This window comes from Actinomycetospora callitridis (assembly GCF_028737265.1).
Classification (GTDB): domain Bacteria; phylum Actinomycetota; class Actinomycetes; order Mycobacteriales; family Pseudonocardiaceae; genus Actinomycetospora; species Actinomycetospora callitridis.
The window spans coordinates 489,225-510,510 of the sequence record NZ_JAQZAK010000003.1; the positions used below are offsets into that span (position 1 = coordinate 489,225).

Below are 21,286 nucleotides of genomic sequence, written 5' to 3' on the forward strand. Positions count from 1 at the left end.
CGCACCAGCGAGAGAAGGACCATGACCACCACGTCACCGGCACCGGAGCCGACCGCCAGCGGGACCGCGGTCCGGCGCAAGGAGGACGCCCGGCTGCTGACCGGCCGCGGCCGCTACGTCTCCGACCTCACCCTGCCGCGGATGCGTCACGTCGCGTTCGTGCGCAGCCCGCTGGCCCACGCGCACATCACCTCGGTCGACGTCTCCGAGGCCCTCGAGACCGACGGCGTCAGCGCGGTGTTCACCGGCGATCACCCCGCCCTGGCGTCGGTCTCGCTGCGCGCGCAGTCGGGGCTCCCGGGCTACGTCGAGACCGACCAGCCGCCGCTGGCGCGCGGCAAGGTCCGCTTCGCCGGCGAGGCGGTGGCCGCGGTCGTCGCCGACGACCGCTACCACGCCGAGGACGGCGCCGAGGGCGTCGACGTCGAGTACGAACCGCTGAGCCCGCAGGTGTGCGCCTGGGCGTCCCCGGAGGAGATCACCGACCCGGTGCACGACGAGGCGCCGGACAACGTCCTGCTCTCCCGCACCTTCCGCGCGGGCGACGTCGAGGCCGCGCTCGCGGAGGCCGCGGTGGTCGTGGACCGCGAGGTGACCACCAACCGGCACGGCGGCAACCCCATCGAGTGCCGGGCCGGGGTCGCGCGCTACGAGATCGCCGACCGCAAGCTGACGTTCTGGTCCGGCACCCAGGTGCCCTACATCGTGCGCACCCAGCTCGCCGGGCTGCTCGACCTGCCCGAGGGCAACATCCGGGTCATCGCCCCCGACGTCGGCGGCGGGTTCGGGGTCAAGGCCGTGCTCTATCCCGAGGACGTCGCCCTGTGCCTGATGGCCATGGCGATGCCCGGGGTCGCGCTCAAGTGGGTCGAGGACCGCGTCGAGCACCTGCTGTCCGCCACCCACGCCCGCGAGCACCGCTACGTGCTGCGCGCCGGGTTCGCCGCCGACGGGGAGCTGCTCGCGGTCAAGGCCGACGCGTGGTGCAACGCCGGCGCCTACTCGGTGTACCCCTGGACCGCCGGCATCGAGCCCCTCATGGCCGGCGGCCTGCTCACCGGCCCGTACAAGCTCGCGCACTACGAGTGCACGGTCCGCGGCGTCACCACCAACACCAGCCCGTCGGGTCCCTACCGCGGCGTCGCGCGCCCCTCGACGGTGTTCGCGATGGAGGCGCTGATGGACTCCGGCGCGCGGGCACTGGAGATGGACCCGATCGCGCTCCGCCGCCGCAACCTCATCCTGCCCGCGGACATCCCCTACACGATGCCCTCGCGGCTCGTCGACGACTCGGGGGCGTACGAGGCCTGCCTCGACCAGGCACTCGAGACGTTCGGGCTCGAGGGCTGGCGGGCCGAGCAGCAGCGCCGGCGGGCCGGCGGCGGGAAGCCGCTCGGCATCGGGATCGGCATCTACAACGAGCTCACCGGCCTCGGGCGGGCCGCGTCGGCAGGCCCCCGCATGGCGTTCCGCACCGGTCACGACGCCTGCACCGTGCGGATCAACCCCGACGGCGCCGTCACCGTGTTCTCCGGCGTCACCTCCCAGGGGCAGGGCCTCGAGACGACCATGGCGCAGGTCGTCGCCGACGCCCTGGGTGTCACGTACGACGCGGTCGAGGTCCGGATCGGCGACACCGACGAGTCCCTCTGGGGCTTCGGCGCGTTCTCGTCCCGCCAGGCCGTCATCGGCGGCGGCGCGGCCCACCTCGCCGGCGAGCACGTCCGCGGCAAGGCACTCGCGCTGGCCGCGGCGCTCAAGGAGGCGCCCGTCGAGGACCTCGACCTCCGGGGCGGCGAGGTCTACATGGCCGGGCAGGCGAAGTCGATCATCTCGCTGGCCGAGGTCGCGAGGGTCGCCTACCTGCAGTCCGACCGGTTGCCGGAGGGCTTCGAACCGGGGCTCGAGGGCACGAAGTTCTACGACCCGATCCGCGGTGCCTTCGCCGCCGGCGTCCAGCTCGGTGCGCTGGAGTTCGATCCCGCCACCGGCGAGATCGGCATCCTGAGCTGGGTGTGCGTCGAGGACGCCGGGCGCATCGTCCACCCGGTGATCGTCGACGGGCAGATCGCCGGCTCGATCGCCCAGGGCATCGGTGGGGCGATGTACGAGCACCTCGTCTACGACGAGGCCGGGAACCTCACCACCGGCACACTGCTCGACTACCTCATGCCGACCTCGGGCGAGATCCCCGAGCTGACGATCGGCCACGTCAGCACCCCGGCCGCCAACCCCACCGGCGTCCGCGGTGTCGGCGAGGGCGGCACGCTCGCCCCGAACGCCGTGGTCGCGGGCGCGGTGGCCGATGCGCTCGGGGTCGAGGTCGACGACCTGCCGGTCACCCCGGCGTCGGTGTGGACGCTCCTGCAGGGGGTGACGCCGTGATCCTCGACGACCGCCGTGACGGGTCCCCGGTCGTGGCACTCCGGCGTCCACGGACCACCGCTCCCGGGAGGACCCGATGAAGTGCCCACCGTTCGACTACCACCGGGCGACCGGCGTGGCGGACGCCGTCGCCACCCTCGACGCCGCCGGCGACGAGGGGAAGATCCTCGCCGGGGGCCAGAGCCTGGTGCCCGTCCTCGCCCTGCGCATGGCCCGGCCCGCGGTGCTCGTGGACATCAACCACGTCCCCGGCCTCTCCAGCCTCGAGGTGCGCGGCGACACGCTCCACCTCGGGGCCCTCGTCCGCCACCTGACCCTCGCCGAGCAGGACCAGCACCCCCTGCTCGCGGAGGCCGCCCGCTGGATCGGGCACACCGCGATCCGCAGCCGCGGCACGGTCGCCGGCAGCCTCGCCCATGCCGATCCGTCGGCCGAGCTGCCGTCGGTCCTGCTCGCGTGCGACGGCGCCGTCCAGGTCGCAGGCCCGGGCGCGACCCGGCGGGTCGGTGCCGCCGACCTCTTCGTCGGCGCGCTCCAGACCGACCTGGGCGACGCCGAGATGATCACCGAGGTCGAGCTGCCCGTCCCCGACGGCTGGGGCTTCTCCGAGTTCGCCCGCCGCCACGGCGACTTCGCCGTCGTCTCGGCCGTCGCGACCCGCTTCGGCGACCGGATCCGCGTCGTGATCGGCGGCGTGGCCGGCGTCCCGCACCTCGTCTCGCCCCCCGACAGCACCCCCGACCTGCTGACCGTGTCCGGGGCCGTGCAGGACGACCGCGTCGCCGAGATCGCCGACGCCGCCGCCCGGGGCGTCGAGCCGGCCTCCGACCTGCACGGGAGCGCCGACCACCGGCGCGCCCTCACCCGCGAGGTCGTCAGACGCGCCGTCGCCCAGCTCGCCGGGACCCCGACGAGCGACCGCACCCCCGTCCCCGCCTGAGGAGGCCGACGTGCAGATCTCCCTCACGGTCAACGGCGAGCGCCACCGCGTCGACGTCGAGCCCCGCCGCACCCTGGCCGACGCCCTGCGCGAGGACCTGGGGCTCACCGGCACCCACCTCGGTTGCGAGCACGGCGTCTGCGGCGCCTGCACGATCGTGGTCGACGGCCGCCCCGTCCGCGCGTGCCTCATGTTCGCCGTCCAGGCCGACGGCGCCTCGATCGCCACCGTCGAGGGCCTCGCCGCCGACGACGGCACCCTGCACCCGCTGCAGGAGGCGTTCTCGCGCTGCCACGGCCTGCAGTGCGGCGCCTGCACCCCGGGGATGCTCATGACGGCCCTGCACCTGCTCGACACCGAGCCCGCGCCCAGCCGCGACCGCATCCGGGCCGAGATGGCCGGCAACATCTGCCGCTGCACCGGCTACGTCGGCATCGTCGACGCCGTGGAGTCGGCGGCCGCCCGACAGCGCGAGCTCGCCCCCGAGGCCTGAGGGGTGGGCCCGACAACGTCCGGCGACACGGACCCGGCTGCGGTCCGGGCATGGGCCCGGCACCTCGGGCGCGCGTGCGATCCGCCGGCGCTGCGCCGGGACCTGGCCGCGGGGTCGCTGCCGGCCGCTGCGCAGGCCGCCGCGGCCCGGGTCGGCGACCGCACCGCGGTCGAGGTCGACGGCGACGCCCTCACCCACGCGCGGCTCGACGCGGTCGCCGGGCGCACCGCGGCACGCCTGCGGGGCCGTGGCGTCGGCCGGGGTGACGCCGTCGTGCTCGTCGCATGCACGTCCCTCGCCTTCGTGGTCGTCTACCTCGCCGTCCTGCGCCTGGGCGCGACGGTCGTGCCGCTCGACCCCGCCCAGCCCGTGGCCGCGAGGGACCGCATCGTCGGACTCGCCCGCGCCCGGCTCGTCCTCGACGAACCGGCGCTGAGCGACCTGCTCGCGGGAGCCGCGGACGAGCCCGATCCCGTGCCGGTCGGCGACGATCCACGGCCCGGCGACGTCGCCGTCCTCGCGTTCACGTCGGGCACCACCGGCGCCCCGAAGGGCGTGCCCATCACCCACGCCAACCTGCTCGCCTCGGCCCGCGCCGCGATGGCCGCGTGGCGCTGGGCCGACGACGACGTCCTCGTCCACGCGCTGCCCCTGTTCCACCAGCACGGGCTCGGCGGGCTGCACATGACGTTGATCGCCGGCACCACCGCCCGGATCGCCTCGCGGTTCGACCCCGGCCGGCTCCTCGCGACCGACGGCACCGTCCTGTTCGCGGTGCCGGCGATCTGGGCGCGCCTCGTGGATCACCCCCGGATCGGCGCCCTGCGGCGGCTGCGCCTGGCGGTGTCCGGCTCGGCCCCGTTGTCGGCGGCGCTCTCCGATCGCGTCGCGGCCGCGATCGGGCAGGTGCCGTTGGAGCGCTACGGGCTCACCGAGAGCGGGCTCGACGTCTCCAACCCCTACGACGGCCCCCGCGTCGCCGGGACCGTCGGGTTCCCGTTGCCCGGGATCGAGCTGCGCCTCGACGAGCAGGACGAGATCCAGCTCCGCGGTCCCCAGGTGATCTCCGGCTACCTCGACGGGGCGGCCCCGGAGGCCTTCCTGCCCGACGGCTGGTTCCGCACCGGCGACCTCGGTCGCCTCGACGACGAGGGCCGGCTGACGATCGTCGGCCGGCTCAAGGAGCTGATCATCACCGGCGGGTACAACGTCGTCCCCCGCGAGGTCGAGGTGGTGCTCGAGGAGCAGCCCGGCGTCGTCGAGGTCGCCGTCGCCGGGCTGCCCAGCGAGCGGTGGGGCCAGGAGGTGACCGCGTTCGTCGTCCCCGGCGACCCGCCGCCCGACGAGGACGCGCTGCTCACGGCGGCCCGCGAGCAGCTCGTCGGCTACAAGGTCCCCAAGTCCGTGCGGTTCGTCGACGCGCTGCCCCGCAACGCCATGGGCAAGATCGTGCGCACCGCCCTCGTCACGCAGGAGCACCCGTGAGGATCACCACCGACGACGGCGTCGGCCTCGCCGTCCACGTGACCGGGCCGGCCGACGACGGGCCCGGCCCGCCGATCCTGTTCGTCCACGAGTTCGGCGGCGACCACCGCTCGTGGGATCCGCAGGTCGCCGACTTCTCCCGCGCGCACCGCTGCGTCACCTACGACGCCCGCGGCTACCCGCCCTCCGACGTGCCGACCGACCCCGCGGCGTACTCCCAGGACCGCGCCGTCGCCGACGCCCTCGCGGTCCTCGACGCCACCGGCGCCGAGCGCGCCGTGGTCGTCGGCAACTCGATGGGCGGGTTCGCGACCCTGCACCTCGGCCTGCGCCACCCCGAGCGCTGCCTCGGCCTCGTGGTCGCGGGCTGCGGCTACGGCGCCGCCCCCGAGCACGCCGACGCCTTCCGCGCCGACGCGCTCGCCCTCGCCGACGCCTACGACCGCGTGGGGGCCGCGGCCGTCGCTGCCGAGTACGGTCACCGCCCCGCCCGCCAGGCCCTGCGTCGCCGCGACCCCGAGGCCCACGAGCAGCACCTGCGCATCCTCGCCGAGCACGACCCCGTCGGAGCCGCCCTCACCATGCGCGGGGTGCAGGCCGCGCGACCGTCGTTGTTCGACCTGCGCGCCGACCTCGCCGCGATGTCCGTGCCGACGCTGCTCGTGGTGGGCGACGAGGACGCCGAGGCGATCGACGCCAACCTCATGCTGCGCGGGACGCTGCCCGACGCCGGCCTCGCGGTGCTCCCCCGCGCCGGGCACCTCACCAACCTCGAGGATCCGCGCCTGTTCGACCACCTCGTGCGGAGGTTCGTCGCCGGGCTCGGGGGCGCCCCGGCGGGGTGACGAGCGGGATCGAGCCGGGCGTCAGGACCTCGACGGTGTGGCACAGACCGCGATGAAGACCAGGCCGTCCGGGCCCGCCCGCAGGAACCTGGAGGAGTCGACCGTGACGGCGACGAACTGCCCGGGCCCGACCGGGATCTCCTCCTCGTCGACGACCACCCAGCCATGGCCCCGGAGGACGGCGTAGGCGTCCTCGGCGTGGTCGTCGACGTGGTCGTGGGGAACCGTCTCCTCCCCGGCGGGCAGCTCGATCTGGTAGAGGCCGAAGGCCGTGAGCCCGAGGGCCTCACCGACGCGCTTCTCGAACGGACTCGCCGCGGGATGGGGTCCCCGACCGACACTGAGGTCGGCGGCGTCGACGGTGTAGTGGGTCACGGACGGAATCTAGGACAACGACCGCGCGAGCGACCTCAGGGCAGCACCGCCACGGCGTCGACCTCGACGAGGTAGCCCGGCGCGGCCAGCGCGGTGACCCCGATCCAGGTGCTCGGCTGCCGGAACGCGACGCCCAGTGTCGCAGCCGCCCGCTCGCGGCCGACGACGAACTGCTCGGCCTTCGCCTCGTCGAGCTCCACGATGTAGACGGTGACCTTCGCCAGGTCGGCCGGCGTCCCCCCGACCGCGTCGAGTGCGGCCGCGATGTTGAGGTAGCACTGCTCGGCCTGCGCGGCGACGTCGTCGCGGCCCACGAGGGTGCCCTCGACGTCCCAGGACACCTGCCCGGCGAGGTACACGGTGCGCGAGCCCTCCGCGACGGCGACCTGGTGGTGGACGTCGACCCGGTGGACCTGCTCGGGATGCACCAGCTGGACGGTCATCGGCGTGCTCCTCTCCCCTGGGCGTTCTCGCTCCGGGGACCAGGAGACACCGTGCCGTCGCGGCACGGTCCAGCTCCTGTGAGCTGCTTCACCGCCCAGCGGAGAACACCTCAGCCGAAGAACACCTCGGCCTCGTCGAGGCGGGCCGTGGGGACCGTCTTGAGCTCGGCGGTGGCCTCGTCGAGCGAGACCCGCACGATGTCGGTGCCGCGCAGCGCGACCATGACGCCCGACTCCCCGTCGTGCAGCGCCGCCACGGCCTGCACGCCGAACCGTGTCGCGAGGACACGGTCGTACGCGGTGGGCGTGCCCCCGCGCTGGATGTGGCCGAGCACCACGGCGCGGGACTCCGCGCCGGTCTCCCGCTCGATCTCGTCGGCCAGCCAGGTGCCGACCCCGCCCAGCCGGCGGTGGCCGAAGGCGTCGGTGCCGCCGGCGGCGATGAGCTCGCCACCACCGTCGGGCACCGCGCCCTCGGAGACGACGATGACCGGGGCGTACTCGTTGCGGAAGCAGCTGTTCACCCAGTCGCACACCCGGCCCACCGTGAACGGCCGCTCCGGCACGATGATCGCGTTCGCGCCGCCGGCCATGCCCGCGTGCAGGGCGATCCAGCCGGCGTGGCGCCCCATCACCTCGCAGACCAGCGCCCGTCGGTGCGACTCCGCGGTGGTGCGCAGACGGTCGACCGCCTCGGTCGCGATGTGCACCGCGGTGTCGAAGCCGAACGTGTAGTCGGTGGCGGCGAGGTCGTTGTCGATCGTCTTGGGGACCCCGACCACCCGAACGCCCTCCGTGGCGAGCCGGGCCGCCGCACCGAGGGTGTCCTCGCCACCGATCGCGACGAGCGCGTCGACACCCTGGGCCGCCATCGTGGCGCGGACGGCGTCGGCGCCGCCCTCGCCCTGGGCGTAGGGATTCGTGCGCGACGAGCCGAGGATGGTGCCGCCCCGCGCGAGGATCCCGGCCACGTCCGCGATGTGCAGCGGCCGCGAGGCCCCCTTGAGCGGCCCCCGCCAGCCGTCCCGGAAACCGATGACCTCGTCGCCCGCGGCGTCGGCACGGTGCACGACGGCGCGGATGACGGCGTTGAGCCCCGGACAGTCGCCACCGCCGGTCAGCATCCCGATACGCACGATGTTCTCCTCGTCGAGAGTCGCCGCGCGCCAGTGTGCCAGGTCACCTAGAACGGTTCAGCTGCCGCGCCCGTGGTCTGGGACCGGGGCCGGGCGACGCGCCGTCCTACCCGTCGATCAGCCCCTGCAGGGCTCCGCCGAGCAGCTCGTCCTTCGGCAGGAACCCGACCGCGCCGACGCGCTGCGCCGTCGTTCGATTCCCCGCATCGGCGTCGGTGGAGATCAGGACGACGCGAGGAGGCGACGGGAGGGCCACCAGCTGCTCGGTCAGCGCGAACCCGTCGCCGTCCGGCAGACCGATGTCGACGACCACCGTGTGCGGACGGCGCTCGACGGTGCACGCCACGGCCTCCGCGACGGTGCCGGCCTCGATCACCTCGTAGCCCCAGCCGCTGAGGATGCGAGCGGCGAGGCCGCGGAAGCCGGCATTGTCGTCCACGACGAGCACGAGCCCCGTGGTCCGCGGAGGGGAATCCCCCTGACCGAGGGTTGCTCGCCCTCCGGCGGGCCCTGCGTCCTCCGCGAACGGCGGCGTCCCCGGTGGCACGTCCCCACCGTCCGCTCCCCCACCGGAATCCGAGACGCGGATCGGCCCCGCCATGGCGAGACCGGGGTGGCGCGAGCGGGACGGCCGGGTGTGCGGAGGCAGGCCGAGCGTCCGGCGCGGTGCGCCCGGAGCCCTTGTCACCGTCTCAGATTAGCGCGCCGCCAGGTGGTATCCGCGGCATCGCACGAAGTCGGCTCCGCGCCGGACCTCTGCAGGAGCACGATCCGCTGCGGTCCCGGAGACGGTCCGAGATCGGTCCGGAATCCCTTCTCCAGCACGGGGTGCGGGCCGGCAACGGCTAGTGTTCGCCCGTGGAGTCGTCCCTGCGTCTCGTGGTCGCAGAGGATCAGGCCCTGGTCCGCGAGGGGATCATCCGGATGCTCGAGAGCGCCGGGCTCACCGTCGTCGGCGCCGCCGTCGACGCCGTCGACCTCATCCGACAGGCCCGGCTCCACCAGCCGGACATCATCATCACCGACATCCAGATGCCGCCCGGCCGCTCCGACGACGGGCTGCGCGCGGCGATGGAGATCCGCGAGCTCTACCCGGGGATGGGCGTCATCGTCCTGTCGCAGTTCCTCGAGGACCGCTACGTGCTCGATCTGGTCGGGGAGCGCGCGGACGGGGTCGGCTACCTGCTCAAGGAACGCGTGGCCGACCGGACGATCCTCCTCGAGGCCGTGCGCAGCGTGGCGGCCGGCCAGTCGGCGCTGGACCGGGACGTGATCGCCCGCCTCGTCGGTCGTCGGCGCGCCACCGGCCCCCTGGACGACCTCACGCCCCAGGAGCGACGCGTGCTCGCCCTGATGGCGGAGGGACGATCGAACACCGCGATCGCCGACGCGCTCACCGTGACGGTCCCGACCGTGGAGCGGCACGTGAGCGGCATCTTCACCAAGCTCGGCCTCCTCCCGTCGGAGGCGGAGCACCACCGTCGTGTCGTCGCGGTGCTCAAGTACCTCCAGCACTGACCGTCGCTCGGTCGAGAAGGCTGCTCCGGATGCCCGCCTCGCCCTGAGGGGTGGCACCCACGGGCGGCGGGCCAACCCGTGCACGACCGACGTGTGCGCTCGACAGCGTTCCGTCTCGCTCCTCGGCCAGGCTGGACGAGCCGGTCGAGCGCGACCGGCGACCCACGCCGGGGGAGTCACGATGCTCGTCGAGGATTCGCTGCGCGCCGAGGCCCCGACGCCGATCGCGGCCGCGTGGCTGCTGCTCCACCGCGACGACGTCTCCCCCGACCTGCCGCCGCTCCTGGCGATCACGTCCGATCCTGCACGGGCGACCGCGCGCGACGTCGAGGCGGTGGACCGCGCGATCCGCGGCCTGTGGCGGGAGACCGATCCCGGCCGGGTCGTCCGGGTGGCCACGGCGGCGCTCGCCCTGGGCCGGGGCTCGGAGTGCCGGGCGGCGTTGTGGACGGTGGTCGAGGACGGCCGGGATGGCGGCGACGTGACCGCGGGCATCCGGGCGATCTCGCTGCTGTGTGCGGACGGCGTCGTCACCGGGCGGTGGGACGAGTGCGTCCGCCTCGCGGACGAGGGCGCCACCCTGTGCGCGATCCACGGACACCGCCTGCTCGCGGGCCCGCTGCGCCTGGCCCGGGCCCTCGTAGCGGCCGCGCGGGGGGACCTCGGACCGGCCGCCACCCACCGCGACCGCGCCCTCGGCCGGGACGGTCACCGCGTCGCGGCGCTGGCGGCGCTGGCCGACGACGACGTGGAGACGGCCTACGGGCACGCGAGCGCCATCGCCCCGGCGGGCTCGCTGCCGGCGCACGACCATGCCGCCCTCGCCGTCGCGCCGGACCTCGTGGAGGTCGCCCGGTCGACCGGCCGCACCGGGGAGGCGACGCGCCACGCCCGCGCCATGCGAGAGGCGCCCCTCGCCGCGCTGTCCCCGCGCTTCGGGATGCTGGCCCTCGGCGCGGAAGCCGTCGCGACCTCCCCGGGCGACGCGGCCGTCGATCTGTTCGAGGAGGCGCTGGCCACGGTCGGTGGTGAGCGATGGGCCTTCGACCACGCGCGGATCCAGCTCGCCTACGGCCGCCACCTGCGCCGGAACCGGAGCCCCGCCCCGGCCCGGCGCCACCTCGACGCCGCCCTCGCCACCTTCCGGTGGCTCCGCGCCGAGCCCTGGATCGAGCGGACCCGCGACGAGCTCCGAGCCGTCGGCGCGAGGACCGGCGCGCCGACCCGCGGGTGGGGACGCCCGACCCTGGCACCGCACGAGCACGAGGTCGCCTCGCTCGCGGCGTCCGGTCTCACCAACAAGCAGATCGCCGGCCGACTCCACCTCTCGCCCCGCACGGTCTCGGCGCGGCTCTACCAGGTCTTCCCCAAGCTCGGGGTCACGTCACGTGCCGGCCTCCGGGACGCCTTGACGGGCCTCGCCGTCGCGGACGAGCGACGGACGTCGTGACCGCGCCCTCGTCCGCGTGCGGGGACGACGAGGGAGAGGCACCGTCGTGCGGCCCGGACCCGACGCCCGAGATCAAGACCGTCCTGCGGCAGGCCGCCGACCTCATCCCCGCCGGTCCGGCCCGCGCCCGCCGCCTGGCCCGTGCCGCCCACCGGAGCGCGGAGGTCACCGGGGACCTCCGAGCGGTGCCCCGGCTGCTCGCCGCCGCCCGCCGGGCCGATCCCCGTGCCGACACCCGCCTGCCGTGGGTGACGGCGGCGGCCGCGAAGCAGCTCCACGGGGACGGCGACATCGACACGGCGCACCGGGTGCTCCTCGGGGCCCTGGAGTCGGGCCCCCTCGACGGCTCCCTCGACGACGACACCGTCGACGCCCTCCATCTCCTGCTCGTCGTGTGCGCGGCCGGAGGTCGCGACGAGCTGTGGGCTCCGGTGCTCCGCCTCCTCGAGCGCTGTGGTCCGCAGCTGCCGGACACCCTCGGGGTCCCCGGCGCCGCGGCGCCCGCCCTCGAGCCTCTCCTCGCCGCCGTCGACGACCTGACCGACGAGCGCGACCCCCGCCGCATCGTCCGTGTCGCCACCGCGGCGTCCGACCTCGACCGCGGGACGGGGTGCGGGGACGCGCTCCGGCGGGTCGTGCGCGACGGGCGCTCCGGAGGGGCGGTCGCCTCGGGCATCACCGCACTGCGGATCCTCGCCCTGGACGCGTACCAGGAGGGGCGGTGGACCGCGGCCGAGGACCTCGCCGGCGAAGCGCTCGAGACCGGCGCGGCCCGCGGTCTCCCGCTGCTGGCCGCGCCGGCGCGATGGTGTCTGGCCCTCGTGGCCGCGGCGCGCGGGGACGAGGTCGCCGTGCGTGCCCTGACCGACGAGCTGACCGCGTGGGGCGTCCCCCGAGGTGCCCGGCGGCTCGTCGTCTACGCGGGCCAGGCCCGGGCCCTGGCCGCCCTCGGACGCGGCGATGTCGACGACGCCTGGCGCGAGGGCACCGCCGTCGGCCCACCCGGTCTCGTGGAGCCCCGGGGTCCGGCGCTGTGGGCGACCCTGGATCTGGTCGAGGCGGCCACCCGCACCCGCCGGTTCCCCGAGGCGCGCACCCACGTCGCTGCCGTGCGCGCGACCCTCACGCCGGCGCACTCCCCGCGCCTCGCGCTGCTCGCCGCGGGCGCCACGGCGATGGCGGCGTCCGACGACCGCGCCGGCGCCCTCTACGAGGCCGCGTTCGCCCTGCCCGACGCGCAGCGGTGGCCCTTCGACCTCGCCCGCCTCCGGCTCGCCCACGGCGAGCAGCTCCGGCGTGCCCGGTCGACGACGGCGGCGCGCGAGCAGCTCCTGCTCGCGCTCGACACCTTCACCGATCTCGGTGCCCGTCCGTGGGTCGCCCGGGCGAGCACCGAACTGCGCGCGGCCGGTCACGCCCCCGACCGGGGGCGCGACGGACCCCGGAGGGCGGGGCAGGCGTCCCTCACCGCCCAGGAGCGCGAGGTCGCGGGTCTGGCGGCGTCCGGGATGACGAACCGGCAGATCGCCGACCGGCTGCACCTCTCCCGCCGCACGGTCGACGCCCACCTGTACCGGGTGTTCCCGAAGCTGGCCATCACCGGGAGGGCGGCCCTGCGCGACGCCCTCGACCGTCTGGGCGAGCGAGCAGCCGGAACAGGTCAAGACACCGATGCGCCGCCGGAGCCGGCAGCGCAGCCTGGAAGCCCGCCATCCGCCAGCCCGAGATCCGACGTCACGCCCCCGAGGAGCACGCCATGACATCCGAGCCCACGACCGCGACCAACGACGCCGTCGACGACCTCTCGACCACGCTGAAGCGCACCGTGCTCCAGCACGAGCCCTCGACGATCCCCGGCCGCGAGATCGTCCAGGTGCTCACCGAGATCCCCTGCGGCGTCGAGTCCGGCTGGCACTTCCACCCGGGCGAGGAGGTCGGCTACATCGCGGCCGGCACGGTCGAGATGAGGATCCAGGACCGGCCGACGATCACGCTCCGGACGGGCGAGGGATTCCTCATCCCGCCGCGCACACCGCACAACGCGCTCGACCTCGGGCCCGACACGGGGCGGATGCTGTCGACCTACGTCGTCGAGATCGGCGAGCCCCTCACGACCCTGGTCGACGCTCCGCAGACCTGATAAGCCAGGGCTACTTCTCGATCGCCGAGACCGACGAGGTGCGCTCGGCCCAGGCGCGCCTCGGCAGCCGCGCCGCGGCGGCGCGCCGGGCGCGCGCGCTGGGCTCCTCGACCGACCCCGAACCGCGCGACGGCTTCACCGCGGCGGAGCAGGAGTTCGTCGGCGAGCGCGACGGCTTCTACCTCGCGAGCGTGTCGAGCACCGGCTGGCCGTACGTCCAGTTCCGGGGCGGCCCGCCGGGCTTCGTCCGCACGCCGGACGCCCACACGCTGGCGTGGGCCGACTTCCGCGGGAACCGCCAGTACATCAGCACCGGCAACGTCGAGGGTGACGACCGGGTCTCGCTGTTCTTCATGGACTACCCGCACCGCGTGCGGCTGAAGGTGTTCGGGCACGCGCGGATCGTGGACGCGCGGGACGACCCCGACCTCGTCACCGGGCTGATCGTGCCCGGCTACCGGGCCGTCGTGGAGCAGGCGGTCGTCGTGACGATCGCGGCCTTCGACTGGAACTGTCCGCAGCACATCACGCCCCGGTTCAGCCCGATCGAGCTCGAGTCGCTGCTGGGCCGGGACGGCGGCTCCGAGGACCCCGATGCCGGCTGATCGGGAGCTGCGCGAGGTCTACGGGCGCCTCGCCACCCGGGACGACGTGCTGGCCGGCCTCGTCCGCCGGCACGGACGCCCCGACCCCTTCGTGTGGTCGCCCGCGTACGACGCCGCTCGGACGAACTTCGCGAGCCTGGTCCTGCACGTCATCAGCCAGCAGATCTCGACCGGGGTCGCCGTGCAGCTGTTCCGCCGGGTGGAGGGCGCCGCCGGTGGCACCCTCCACCCGGAGGGCGGCACCTGGCCGGGACGTTGGACACCGACCGTCTGGACGACATCGGCGACGACGACGTGACGGCGGCCCTGACCGCCGCCCGCGGGGTCGGGCCGTGGACGGCGCAGATGTTCCTGATCCACCAGCTGCGCCGTCCCGACGTCCTCCCCGCCGGCGACCTCGGCATCCGCCACGCCGTCGCGGCGGGGTGGCCGGGGCAGGGGCAGGGCTCCGGCCTCCCGTCACCCGCGGAGGTCACGCAGCTCGGACGCGCGTGGCGGCCCTACCGGACCTTCGCCGCGGCGCCCCTCTGGGCGTCGCTGCGACCGGCCGTGGAGGAACCGCTCACGGCGTCCGGGCGAGGCTGAGGTCGCTCTTCTCGGTCATCGGTCCGTTCCCCCGGGAGCGGCGGCGTCGTGCGCCAGCCGCTCGAGCAGCCCGTGCATCCGGTCCAGGATCGTCGGGACGGGCTCGGCGGCCGGGTCGACGTCGAGGCCGCGGGGGTCCCGGTAGCCGAGGGCGGTCCGGCCGCCGGGCTGCTCCCAGACCAGCAGGCGCAGCGGCAGGTCGTGACCGACCCGCGGATCGGCCTGCATCAGCCGGGTGCCGACCGCCGGGTCGCCGAACACGAGCACGACCTCGTCCGGGAGCTCCAGCCCGGCGGCGCGGGCGGCCGCGGCGTGGTCGATACGGGCGAACACGGCGATCCCGGCCTCCTCCAGCGCCCGCTCGAGCCGCGCGACGACGCTGGCGACGTCGCGCTCGGCCTCGACCACCACGAGCCGCCCGGCCACGGGGTCAGCTCGCCACGGCCGTGCGGTCCAGCACGTCGAGCACCAGGTTCGCGACCTCGTCCGCGTGGGAGATGCCCACGACGTGGGACGCGCCCGCGATCTCGACGGTGCGACGGGCGTCCGCGCGCTCCGCCATGATCCGGTGCGCGCCGACCGGGATGTTGTGGTCGAGCTCGCCGAACACGAACCAGCTGGGGACCGTCTGCCACAGCGCCTGCTGCCCGGCGGGCTCGAACAACGCCTCCTGGGTGACGGGGCGCTGCGTGATCGCCATCCGCGCGGCCTGGTCGGCCGGGAGGTCGGCGCAGAACTGGGCGTGGTACTTGTCCTCGGCGATGTAGGTGTCGGTGCCGCCGCCCGCCAGCGGCACCGGGACCAGGGTGTCGCCGAGGGTCGACCCCGGGACGAGCGCCGAGGCGTCGCCGGCGCTCTCCCCCGGCGCGAGGGCGAACCCGGCGACGTAGACGAGCGCGACGACGTCGCCGGCGTCCGCGGGGACCCCCGACATGACGGCCCCGCCGTAGGAGTGGCCGACCAGCACCACCGGCCCGTCGAGGGTCCTGATCAGGTCGGTCAGCAGGGCGGTGTCGGACGCCAGGCTCCGCAGCGGGTTCGCGAACGCGATCACGCGGCCCTCGGCGGGCAGCCGGTCGAGCAGGCCGTCCCAGCTCGACGACTCGGCATAGGCTCCGTGCACGAGCACGATCGTGGGCGTCATCTCGGTCCTCTCCTCCAGGGTCTGCGGGCGTGGCGGGGGGCGACGGAACCGTCGCCGGGCGGGCCCCGCTCCCGCGAGGAAGCCGGACACGATCTCGGCCACCTGCTCGGGCTGGTCCTCGACGAGGAAGTGGCTGGCGTCCAGCCCCCGCCCCGCGACGCGCCGGGCCCACGGCCGCCAGACGTCGAGGACGTCGCCGTAGAACCGCGGCAACGCGCCCCGCGCGCTCCACAGCGCCAGGAGCGGGCACTCGATGTGGCGCCGCCCCCGGTCCGCCTCGTCGTGCTCGCGGTCGATGCCGGCTCCGGCGCGGTAGTCCTCGCAGATCGCCTCGACCGTCCCGGGGTCGTCGAGCAGCTCCCGGTAGGCCGCCATCAGGTCCGGCGGATAGCGGTCCGGAGCGGCGCCGAGGCCGAGGGCGCGGACGTGGAGGTCGAAGAACGCGTCCGGATCGGCGCCGATGAGCCGCTCGGGCAACGGGGCGGGCTGGGCGAGGAACGCCCAGTGCCAGTAGCCGAGCGCCATCGCGGCGTCGGCGCGCGCCCACACCTCCCCGGTGGGCACGACGTCGAGCGCGCCCGCCGCGGTGATGCGCTCGGGATGGTCGAGCCCCATCCGGTAGGCCACACGGCCACCGCGGTCGTGCCCGACGACCGCGAAGGCCTCGTGCCCGAGCGCGGACATCGCCTCCGTCAGGTCGAGCGCGAGCGCCCGCTTCGAGTGGGCGGCGTGGTCGGGCGTCGGTGTCGGCCGGAAGGAGGCCCCGTACCCGGGGAGGTCCGCGACGACGACGGTGTACCGGACGCTCAGGAGCGCGGCAGTGGTGTGCCACATGAGGTGGGTCTGCGGATATCCGTGCAGCAGCAGGATCGGCGGGCCGCTGCCGCCGACCCGGGCGAAGACGGTGCCCCGCCCCGTCGCCACCGTGCGTTCGGTGAAGGTCTCGAACACGGTCCCTCCTTCCTTCTCGAGCGGCCGTCAGGCCGTGCCGAGGGCGTCGCGGAGGAACGCGGTGGCCTGGGCGACGGCCGCGCGGGTGGCGCGGGTGTCGGTGAGCGAGTTGAGCAGCATGAAGTCGTGCACGGTGCCGTCGTAGCGGACGGTCGTCACCGGCACGCCCGCGCTGCGGAGCTTCGCCGCGTAGGCCTCTCCCTCGTCCCGCAGGACATCGGCCTCGTCCACCATCAGCAGGGTCGGCGGCAGCCCGCGCACCTGCTCGAGCGTCGCCCGGTTCGGCGAGGCCGTGATCTCGGATCGCCGGGCGTGGTCGGGGGCGTAGGCGTCCCAGAACCACTCCATCAACGCGCGGCTCAGGTAGTAGCCGGTGGCGAAGCGGTCGTACGAGTCGGTGTCCATCGCCGCGTCCGTGACGGGGTAGTACATCGACGCCTGCACGAAGGTCACGTCGCCGCGCTCCTCGGCCATGAGCGCCAGGGCGGCCGTCATGTTGCCGCCGACCGACTCGCCGGCCACCGCCATCCGCGTGGCGTCGAGGCCACGGGCCGCGCCCTCGCGCACGATCCACTGCGCGGTCGCGTAGCCCTGCTCGATCGCCACCGGGTAGTGCGCCTCGGGCGAGGGGGTGTACTCGACGAACGCCACCGCGGTGCGGGCCCCGACGGCCAGCTCACGCACCAGGCGGTCGTGCGTCCCGGCGTTCCCGAGGATCCACCCGCCGCCGTGCATGTAGACGACGACGGGCAGCACCGGCCCGGCGTCACGGGGCCGGACGAGCCGCACGCGCACGTCGCCGACCGCGGCCGGAACGGTCACCCATTCCTCGTCGACGGGCAGCTTGTCCACCGGCTGGGCCTGCAGGTCGTCGAGGACCTTGCGCGCTCCCTCCGGTCCCAGGTCTTCGAGGAACGGGGGCTTGCCGGTGGCCTCGACGAGGTCCTGCGCGGCGGGTTCGAGGACGACCTGCGGGGTGCCGGTCATCGGGCGGCGGTGGGGTCGGCGAGGAAGGCCAGGAGCTCCTGGTTGATCTCGCCGGCGTGGGTCACGCACATGACGTGGGGTCCGCCGTCGATCTCGACGTAGTGGGCATCGGGCAGGGCCGCGTGCAGGCGCCGCCCCTGGCCCTCGATGGAGAGGATGCGGTCCGCCGTGCCGTGCAGGATCAGGGCCGGGACGTCCACGTGCGGGAGGTCAGCGGCGTAGTCGTCGAGCCAGGTCGGGACGCAGGCCCACGTCGCGTACGCGGACGCCTCGGCCCCGGCGTTCCAGAGCGCGCGGACGGTGTCCTCGCTGACCCGCTTGCCGAGGTAGTCGTCGAGGTTGAGGAAGTCCCCGATCAGCCCGCTGAGCCACGCGAACCTGTCGTCGAGGATGCCCTGCTGGACGCCGGCGACGGCCTCCGCGTCGACACCCTCGGGGTTCTCGTCGGACTTGGTGAACGACGGGGCCAGGCTCTCGATGAACACGACGCTGCTGAGGCGGTCGGTGCCGTAGCGACCCATGTACCGGGTCAGCTCGCCGGTGCCGAGCGAGAACCCGACGAGGGTGACGTCGCGCAGGTCGAGCTCGGTCAGCAGCCGGTCGAGGTCGGCGGCGAGGGTGTCGAAGTCGAAGCCGACGGCGGGCCGGCTCGACCGCCCGAAGCCGCGCCGGTCGTAGTTGATCACGCGGTAGCCGGCGGCGAGCAGCGGGTGCAGTTGCGGTTCCCACGACCGGCCGTCGAAGGGCCAGCCGTGGATCAGCACGACCGGTCGCCCGCTCCCCTGGTCCTCGTAGTAGAGGTCGATCGGGGCGCTGTTCTCCTGGCCCACGGTGATCGTGCCCATCCGGAACTCCTCTGCTCGGTGGCCTTGCCCGGCCCGTCCCGGGGGCGAGAAGGCCTGGCACCGAGCATCGGGCGCGGTGGAGAGGCGCACATCAGTCATCTGTCCATGGCCGTGCACGACGACGGATCGCGAGCACGGTCAGTTGACCGATGTGCCGTTCCCGGCGCCGTCGTTGGCTGGGGCCCGCCCCGCCGAGAGGTGCACACCGGTCCGAGGAGCTGAGCGATCATGATCGTGAGCGATGCGGCGCGGGCGACGGCGGCCGTCCGTTCGCGGTTCCGGACCGTGCTGTTCGCCGGCGGGCCGGTCCCGAGCTGGCACGAGCGTGCCGCGTGCGCGTCGGCGCCCACCTCGATGTTCTTCCCCGAGACCGGGGGGACGCTCCAGGCGGTCGCGGTCCGGGCGGCGAAGCGGGTGTGCGCCGGCTGCGTCGTGCGGGAGCAGTGCCTGGCCGACGTGCTGGCCTACGAGTCGCGGGCGCACCGCCGGTACGGCGTCGCGGGCGGGACCTCCGCGGCACAGCGCTCGCAGTGGTCGGGGCGTCGCCGGTGAGCCTGCTGATGGGGCGGGACCTCGGGGTGCTGCCGGCCTCGGGGATCAGCCGATCCCGGGCCGCACGGGGATCTCCGCCCGCACGGTGGTCCCGCGGCCGCGCGGCGAGCGCACGATCATGCGGCCGCCCAGGGCACCGACCCTGTCCATCAGGCCCGACAACCCGCTCCCCTCCCCGCCGGCCCTGGCGCCGCCGACGCCGTCGTCGCGGACCTCCACGGAGAGCTCGGCGTCGTGGAGCCTGATCGACACGCTCGCGGAGGTGGCGGCGGCGTGCTTCGCCGCGTTGGTCAGGGCCTCGGCGACGAAGAAGTAGGCGTTGTTCTCGACCACCTCGGGCAGTCGCCGCGGGAGCGACCCGTCGACGGTGACCGGCAGCGAGGCGCGCGTCGCGAGATCCTCCACCGCCGTGACGAGGCCGCCGTGGGTGAGGATCGGCGGGTGCAGCCCGCTGGCGATCTCGCGGAGGTCGTTGATGGCCTCCCGCGCGTGCGCGACCGCCTCGTCGAGCAGCTCCCCCGCCCTCGCGGGATCCCGCGCCACCTCCTCGCGGGCCAGCTGGGTGCTGATGAGCACGCTGACCAGGGACTGCTGGGCGCCGTCGTGGAGGTCGCGCGCGACCTGGCGGCGGACCACCGCCGAGGCCTCGACGATCCTGCGCTGCGCCGCGCGGCTCTCGGCCTCGCGGATCGCGGCCGCGTCACGCTCGCGGACCGCCTGCTCCGCGGCGCGACGCTCCGAGACGTCGGTGAACGCGAGCACGGCGCCCTGCCCGCCGCTCAGCGCGATGGGCGCCACCCACCAGTCGACCGGGAACAACGACCCGTCGCGGCGTTCGAACCACTCGTCCGCGCCGTGCGCCGCGTCGCCGGAGCGGAACGGCTCCTGCATCGGGCAGTGGCCGCGCGGGTACGGCGAGCCGTCCGGGAGGCGATGGACGGTGTCGTGGCTGTGGCGGTGGTACAGGTCGCTCGGATGGTCGTAGCCGAGGGCCGCGACGGCGGCCGGGTTGGCGAAGACGATCAAGCCCTGATCGTTGAGGACCCAGACGGGCTGCGGGGCGTCCGTCAGGATCTGGGCGAGGAAGTCTGCCGCCGGCTCCACTCCCACCCCCTCCGGGCACGCCCCGCGGCCCCGGAGAGGTGGTCACTCCCCCGGCGGCCGCCGGCACGACTCTACGGCCGCCGACCGGCGCCGCGGTGCCCGACGAGATCGGCAGCGAGATCGGCAGTGAGATGACCGACGCGGTCGTCGTCGCCAGGGGCCATGGTGAGCGGGGCTGCACGCCACCCCTCCCCGACCTGGAGCCGACATGACCACGAACCACTCGCCGGCACCCGCCTCCGGGCCCCTGCACATCGGTGTCGACGTCGGGGGCACCAAGATCGCCGCAGGTGTCGTCGACGACGACGGCGCGATCCTCACGTCGACCACCCGCCCGAGCCCCGCCGGCGATGCGCCGCAGACGCTCGGTGCCGTCGTCGACGCGGTGCGCGAGCTGCGGGCCACCCACGACGTCCTCGCCGTGGGCGTGGCCGCCGCGGGGTTCGTGGACGCCGAGCGCGCCGTGGTCATGTTCGCCCCGAACCTGGCCTGGCGCGACGAGCCGCTGCGCGACGAGATCGAGCAGCGCACGGGCCTGCCGGCGGTGGTGGAGAACGACGCGAACGCGGTGGCCTGGGCCGAGGCGCGCTTCGGCGCGGGGCGGGGCGAGAGCCACCTGGTGGCCCTGACCGTGGGCACGGGGATCGGCGGCGGGGTCGTCGTCGACGGCAGGGTGCAACGAGGGCGGTTCGGGGCGGCCGCGGAGGTCGGCCACGTCGTCATGGTCCCCGGCGGGCGGCCCTGCCCCTGCGGGCTCCAGGGCTGCCTGGAGCAGTACGCGAGCGGCAACGCGCTCCTGCGTCGGGCCCAGGAGGTGGCGACGACGTCGCCGGTGCTCGCCGGAGACCTCCTGGCCCGGGCCGGGGGGCGCACCGACCACATGGAGGGATGGATGGTCACCGAGGCCGCGCGGGCCGGCGACGTCGCGGCCCTCCAGGTCTTCGACGAGGTCGGGGTCTGGCTGGGTCGCGGGATCGCGCAGCTCGCCGCGGTCCTCGACCCGGGCCTCGTCGTCCTCGGCGGCGGGGTGTCCGCGGCCGGGGACCTCCTCCTCGACCGCGTGCGGGACGCCTACGGCAAGAACCTGACGGGGCGGGGCCACCGGCCGCTGCTGCGCATCGAGATGGCCGCGTTCGGCCCCGAGGCCGGGATGATCGGCGCGGCCGACCTGGCCCGCGACGTCGCCGGCCGCGGCGGGGGGACGACGTCGGGGTAGCCCTCTCCGAGCGGGACTGCCAGGCTGCCGGTGGGAGCGGGTGCCGCTCCCGGTCCTCGTCGTCGACGGCGCGTTCCCCCTCCTCTC

The 21,286-nt window shown here is 75.0% G+C and carries 23 protein-coding genes; 14 read left to right on the top strand and 9 right to left on the bottom strand.

Annotation, left to right across the window (positions count from 1 at the left end; genetic code table 11):
• Positions 1 to 21: 21 nt before the first annotated feature.
• The 5 genes from PH191_RS13755 to PH191_RS13775 all read left to right on the top strand — a co-directional run bounded on the left by PH191_RS13755 (position 22) and on the right by PH191_RS13775 (position 6,148).
• Positions 22 to 2,385, top strand: a complete 2,364-nt coding sequence (locus PH191_RS13755; RefSeq protein WP_274195159.1) for a xanthine dehydrogenase family protein molybdopterin-binding subunit — start codon at positions 22 to 24, stop codon at positions 2,383 to 2,385.
• 76 nt (positions 2,386 to 2,461) lie between these two features.
• Positions 2,462 to 3,325 (top strand): FAD binding domain-containing protein, encoded by an 864-nt coding sequence (locus tag PH191_RS13760; protein WP_274195160.1) that lies wholly within the window; start codon positions 2,462 to 2,464, stop codon positions 3,323 to 3,325.
• A 10-nt stretch (positions 3,326 to 3,335) separates the two neighbouring features.
• Positions 3,336 to 3,818, top strand: a complete 483-nt coding sequence (locus PH191_RS13765; protein WP_274195161.1) for a (2Fe-2S)-binding protein — start codon at positions 3,336 to 3,338, stop codon at positions 3,816 to 3,818.
• 3 nt (positions 3,819 to 3,821) lie between these two features.
• The gene (locus PH191_RS13770) at positions 3,822 to 5,303 is read left to right on the top strand and encodes a class I adenylate-forming enzyme family protein (protein WP_274195162.1); all 1,482 of its coding nucleotides are present in this window, start codon (positions 3,822 to 3,824) and stop codon (positions 5,301 to 5,303) included.
• Positions 5,300 to 6,148 carry an alpha/beta fold hydrolase gene (locus tag PH191_RS13775; protein WP_274195163.1) on the top strand — a complete coding sequence of 283 codons (849 nt, stop codon included), beginning with the start codon at positions 5,300 to 5,302 and terminating at the stop codon, positions 6,146 to 6,148. The genes PH191_RS13770 and PH191_RS13775 overlap by 4 nt, the downstream gene beginning before the upstream one ends.
• 21 nt (positions 6,149 to 6,169) lie before the next feature.
• On the opposite strand, the gene PH191_RS13780 is transcribed toward PH191_RS13775, so the two are convergent.
• The 4 genes from PH191_RS13780 to PH191_RS13795 form a co-directional block, all read right to left on the bottom strand.
• Positions 6,170 to 6,523, bottom strand: coding sequence for a cupin domain-containing protein (locus PH191_RS13780; protein ID WP_274195164.1), 354 nt, complete (start codon positions 6,521 to 6,523; stop codon positions 6,170 to 6,172).
• 35 nt (positions 6,524 to 6,558) lie between these two features.
• Positions 6,559 to 6,966 carry a RidA family protein gene (locus PH191_RS13785; RefSeq protein ID WP_274195165.1) on the bottom strand — a complete coding sequence of 136 codons (408 nt, stop codon included), beginning with the start codon at positions 6,964 to 6,966 and terminating at the stop codon, positions 6,559 to 6,561.
• Positions 6,967 to 7,076: 110 nt separating this feature from the next.
• Complete coding sequence (locus PH191_RS13790) at positions 7,077 to 8,102, bottom strand: 6-phosphofructokinase (protein WP_274195166.1); 1,026 nt, start codon at positions 8,100 to 8,102, stop codon at positions 7,077 to 7,079.
• Positions 8,103 to 8,208: 106 nt separating this feature from the next.
• The gene (locus PH191_RS13795; RefSeq protein ID WP_274195167.1) at positions 8,209 to 8,550 is read right to left on the bottom strand and encodes a response regulator; all 342 of its coding nucleotides are present in this window, start codon (positions 8,548 to 8,550) and stop codon (positions 8,209 to 8,211) included.
• Positions 8,551 to 8,972: 422 nt separating this feature from the next.
• Here PH191_RS13795 and PH191_RS13800 point away from each other — a divergent pair, with 422 nt between their 5' ends.
• From PH191_RS13800 to PH191_RS13830, 7 genes are all read left to right on the top strand, one after another.
• On the top strand, positions 8,973 to 9,620 hold the full coding sequence (locus PH191_RS13800) for a response regulator transcription factor (RefSeq protein WP_274195299.1): 648 nt from the start codon (positions 8,973 to 8,975) through the stop codon (positions 9,618 to 9,620).
• A gap of 181 nt (positions 9,621 to 9,801) precedes the next feature.
• Positions 9,802 to 11,070, top strand: a complete 1,269-nt coding sequence (locus tag PH191_RS13805) for a helix-turn-helix transcriptional regulator (protein WP_274195168.1) — start codon at positions 9,802 to 9,804, stop codon at positions 11,068 to 11,070.
• Positions 11,067 to 12,830, top strand: coding sequence for a helix-turn-helix transcriptional regulator (locus PH191_RS13810; protein WP_274195169.1), 1,764 nt, complete (start codon positions 11,067 to 11,069; stop codon positions 12,828 to 12,830). Before PH191_RS13805 ends, PH191_RS13810 begins: the two co-directional genes overlap by 4 nt.
• Positions 12,827 to 13,210, top strand: coding sequence for a cupin domain-containing protein (locus tag PH191_RS13815; RefSeq protein WP_274195170.1), 384 nt, complete (start codon positions 12,827 to 12,829; stop codon positions 13,208 to 13,210). The genes PH191_RS13810 and PH191_RS13815 overlap by 4 nt, the downstream gene beginning before the upstream one ends.
• Positions 13,211 to 13,248: 38 nt before the next feature.
• On the top strand, positions 13,249 to 13,815 hold the full coding sequence (locus tag PH191_RS13820) for a pyridoxamine 5'-phosphate oxidase family protein (RefSeq protein ID WP_274195171.1): 567 nt from the start codon (positions 13,249 to 13,251) through the stop codon (positions 13,813 to 13,815).
• A complete protein-coding gene (locus tag PH191_RS13825) occupies positions 13,805 to 14,113 on the top strand; it encodes a DNA glycosylase family protein (protein ID WP_274195172.1) in 309 nt (102 codons plus the stop codon). Before PH191_RS13820 ends, PH191_RS13825 begins: the two co-directional genes overlap by 11 nt.
• On the top strand, positions 14,071 to 14,400 hold the full coding sequence (locus PH191_RS13830; protein ID WP_274195173.1) for a DNA glycosylase family protein: 330 nt from the start codon (positions 14,071 to 14,073) through the stop codon (positions 14,398 to 14,400). Before PH191_RS13825 ends, PH191_RS13830 begins: the two co-directional genes overlap by 43 nt.
• Before the next feature lie 15 nt (positions 14,401 to 14,415).
• Here the strand turns inward: PH191_RS13830 and PH191_RS13835 are convergent, their stop codons facing one another.
• From PH191_RS13835 to PH191_RS13850, 4 genes are read right to left on the bottom strand one after another with little or no spacing between them, the layout of a single operon-like run.
• The gene (locus PH191_RS13835; protein ID WP_274195174.1) at positions 14,416 to 14,826 is read right to left on the bottom strand and encodes a DUF302 domain-containing protein; all 411 of its coding nucleotides are present in this window, start codon (positions 14,824 to 14,826) and stop codon (positions 14,416 to 14,418) included.
• Positions 14,827 to 14,830: 4 nt separating this feature from the next.
• Positions 14,831 to 16,495, bottom strand: a complete 1,665-nt coding sequence (locus PH191_RS13840; protein WP_274195175.1) for an alpha/beta fold hydrolase — start codon at positions 16,493 to 16,495, stop codon at positions 14,831 to 14,833.
• A gap of 27 nt (positions 16,496 to 16,522) precedes the next feature.
• Positions 16,523 to 17,482 (bottom strand): alpha/beta hydrolase, encoded by a 960-nt coding sequence (locus tag PH191_RS13845; RefSeq protein WP_274195176.1) that lies wholly within the window; start codon positions 17,480 to 17,482, stop codon positions 16,523 to 16,525.
• Entirely contained in the window at positions 17,479 to 18,327 is an 849-nt protein-coding gene (locus tag PH191_RS13850) for an alpha/beta fold hydrolase (RefSeq protein WP_274195177.1), read from the bottom strand. Before PH191_RS13850 ends, PH191_RS13845 begins: the two co-directional genes overlap by 4 nt.
• Before the next feature lie 228 nt (positions 18,328 to 18,555).
• On the opposite strand from PH191_RS13850, the gene PH191_RS13855 reads away from it, so the two are divergent.
• On the top strand, positions 18,556 to 18,879 hold the full coding sequence (locus tag PH191_RS13855; protein ID WP_274195178.1) for a WhiB family transcriptional regulator: 324 nt from the start codon (positions 18,556 to 18,558) through the stop codon (positions 18,877 to 18,879).
• Positions 18,880 to 18,924: 45 nt separating this feature from the next.
• Here the strand turns inward: PH191_RS13855 and PH191_RS13860 are convergent, their stop codons facing one another.
• Positions 18,925 to 19,983: a PAS domain-containing sensor histidine kinase gene (locus tag PH191_RS13860; protein ID WP_274195179.1), complete on the bottom strand. Its 1,059-nt coding sequence runs from the start codon at positions 19,981 to 19,983 to the stop codon at positions 18,925 to 18,927.
• 208 nt (positions 19,984 to 20,191) lie between these two features.
• Between PH191_RS13860 and PH191_RS13865 the strand changes: the two genes are divergently transcribed.
• Positions 20,192 to 21,199: an ROK family glucokinase gene (locus tag PH191_RS13865; RefSeq protein ID WP_274195180.1), complete on the top strand. Its 1,008-nt coding sequence runs from the start codon at positions 20,192 to 20,194 to the stop codon at positions 21,197 to 21,199.
• Positions 21,200 to 21,286 lie beyond the last annotated feature (87 nt).

What these genes read in the sequence shown, in the direction of transcription:
- PH191_RS13755 (WP_274195159.1), top strand. Translation starts at nt 22, where the DNA reads ATGACCACCACGTCACCGGCACCGGAGCCGACCGCCAGCGGGACCGCG.
- PH191_RS13760 (WP_274195160.1), top strand. Translation starts at nt 2,462, where the DNA reads ATGAAGTGCCCACCGTTCGACTACCACCGGGCGACCGGCGTGGCGGAC.
- PH191_RS13785 (WP_274195165.1), bottom strand. Translation starts at nt 6,966, where the DNA reads ATGACCGTCCAGCTGGTGCATCCCGAGCAGGTCCACCGGGTCGACGTC.
- PH191_RS13805 (WP_274195168.1), top strand. Translation starts at nt 9,802, where the DNA reads ATGCTCGTCGAGGATTCGCTGCGCGCCGAGGCCCCGACGCCGATCGCG.
- PH191_RS13815 (WP_274195170.1), top strand. Translation starts at nt 12,827, where the DNA reads ATGACATCCGAGCCCACGACCGCGACCAACGACGCCGTCGACGACCTC.
- PH191_RS13825 (WP_274195172.1), top strand. Translation starts at nt 13,805, where the DNA reads ATGCCGGCTGATCGGGAGCTGCGCGAGGTCTACGGGCGCCTCGCCACC.
- PH191_RS13845 (WP_274195176.1), bottom strand. Translation starts at nt 17,482, where the DNA reads ATGACCGGCACCCCGCAGGTCGTCCTCGAACCCGCCGCGCAGGACCTC.
- PH191_RS13850 (WP_274195177.1), bottom strand. Translation starts at nt 18,327, where the DNA reads ATGGGCACGATCACCGTGGGCCAGGAGAACAGCGCCCCGATCGACCTC.
- PH191_RS13855 (WP_274195178.1), top strand. Translation starts at nt 18,556, where the DNA reads ATGATCGTGAGCGATGCGGCGCGGGCGACGGCGGCCGTCCGTTCGCGG.
- PH191_RS13865 (WP_274195180.1), top strand. Translation starts at nt 20,192, where the DNA reads ATGACCACGAACCACTCGCCGGCACCCGCCTCCGGGCCCCTGCACATC.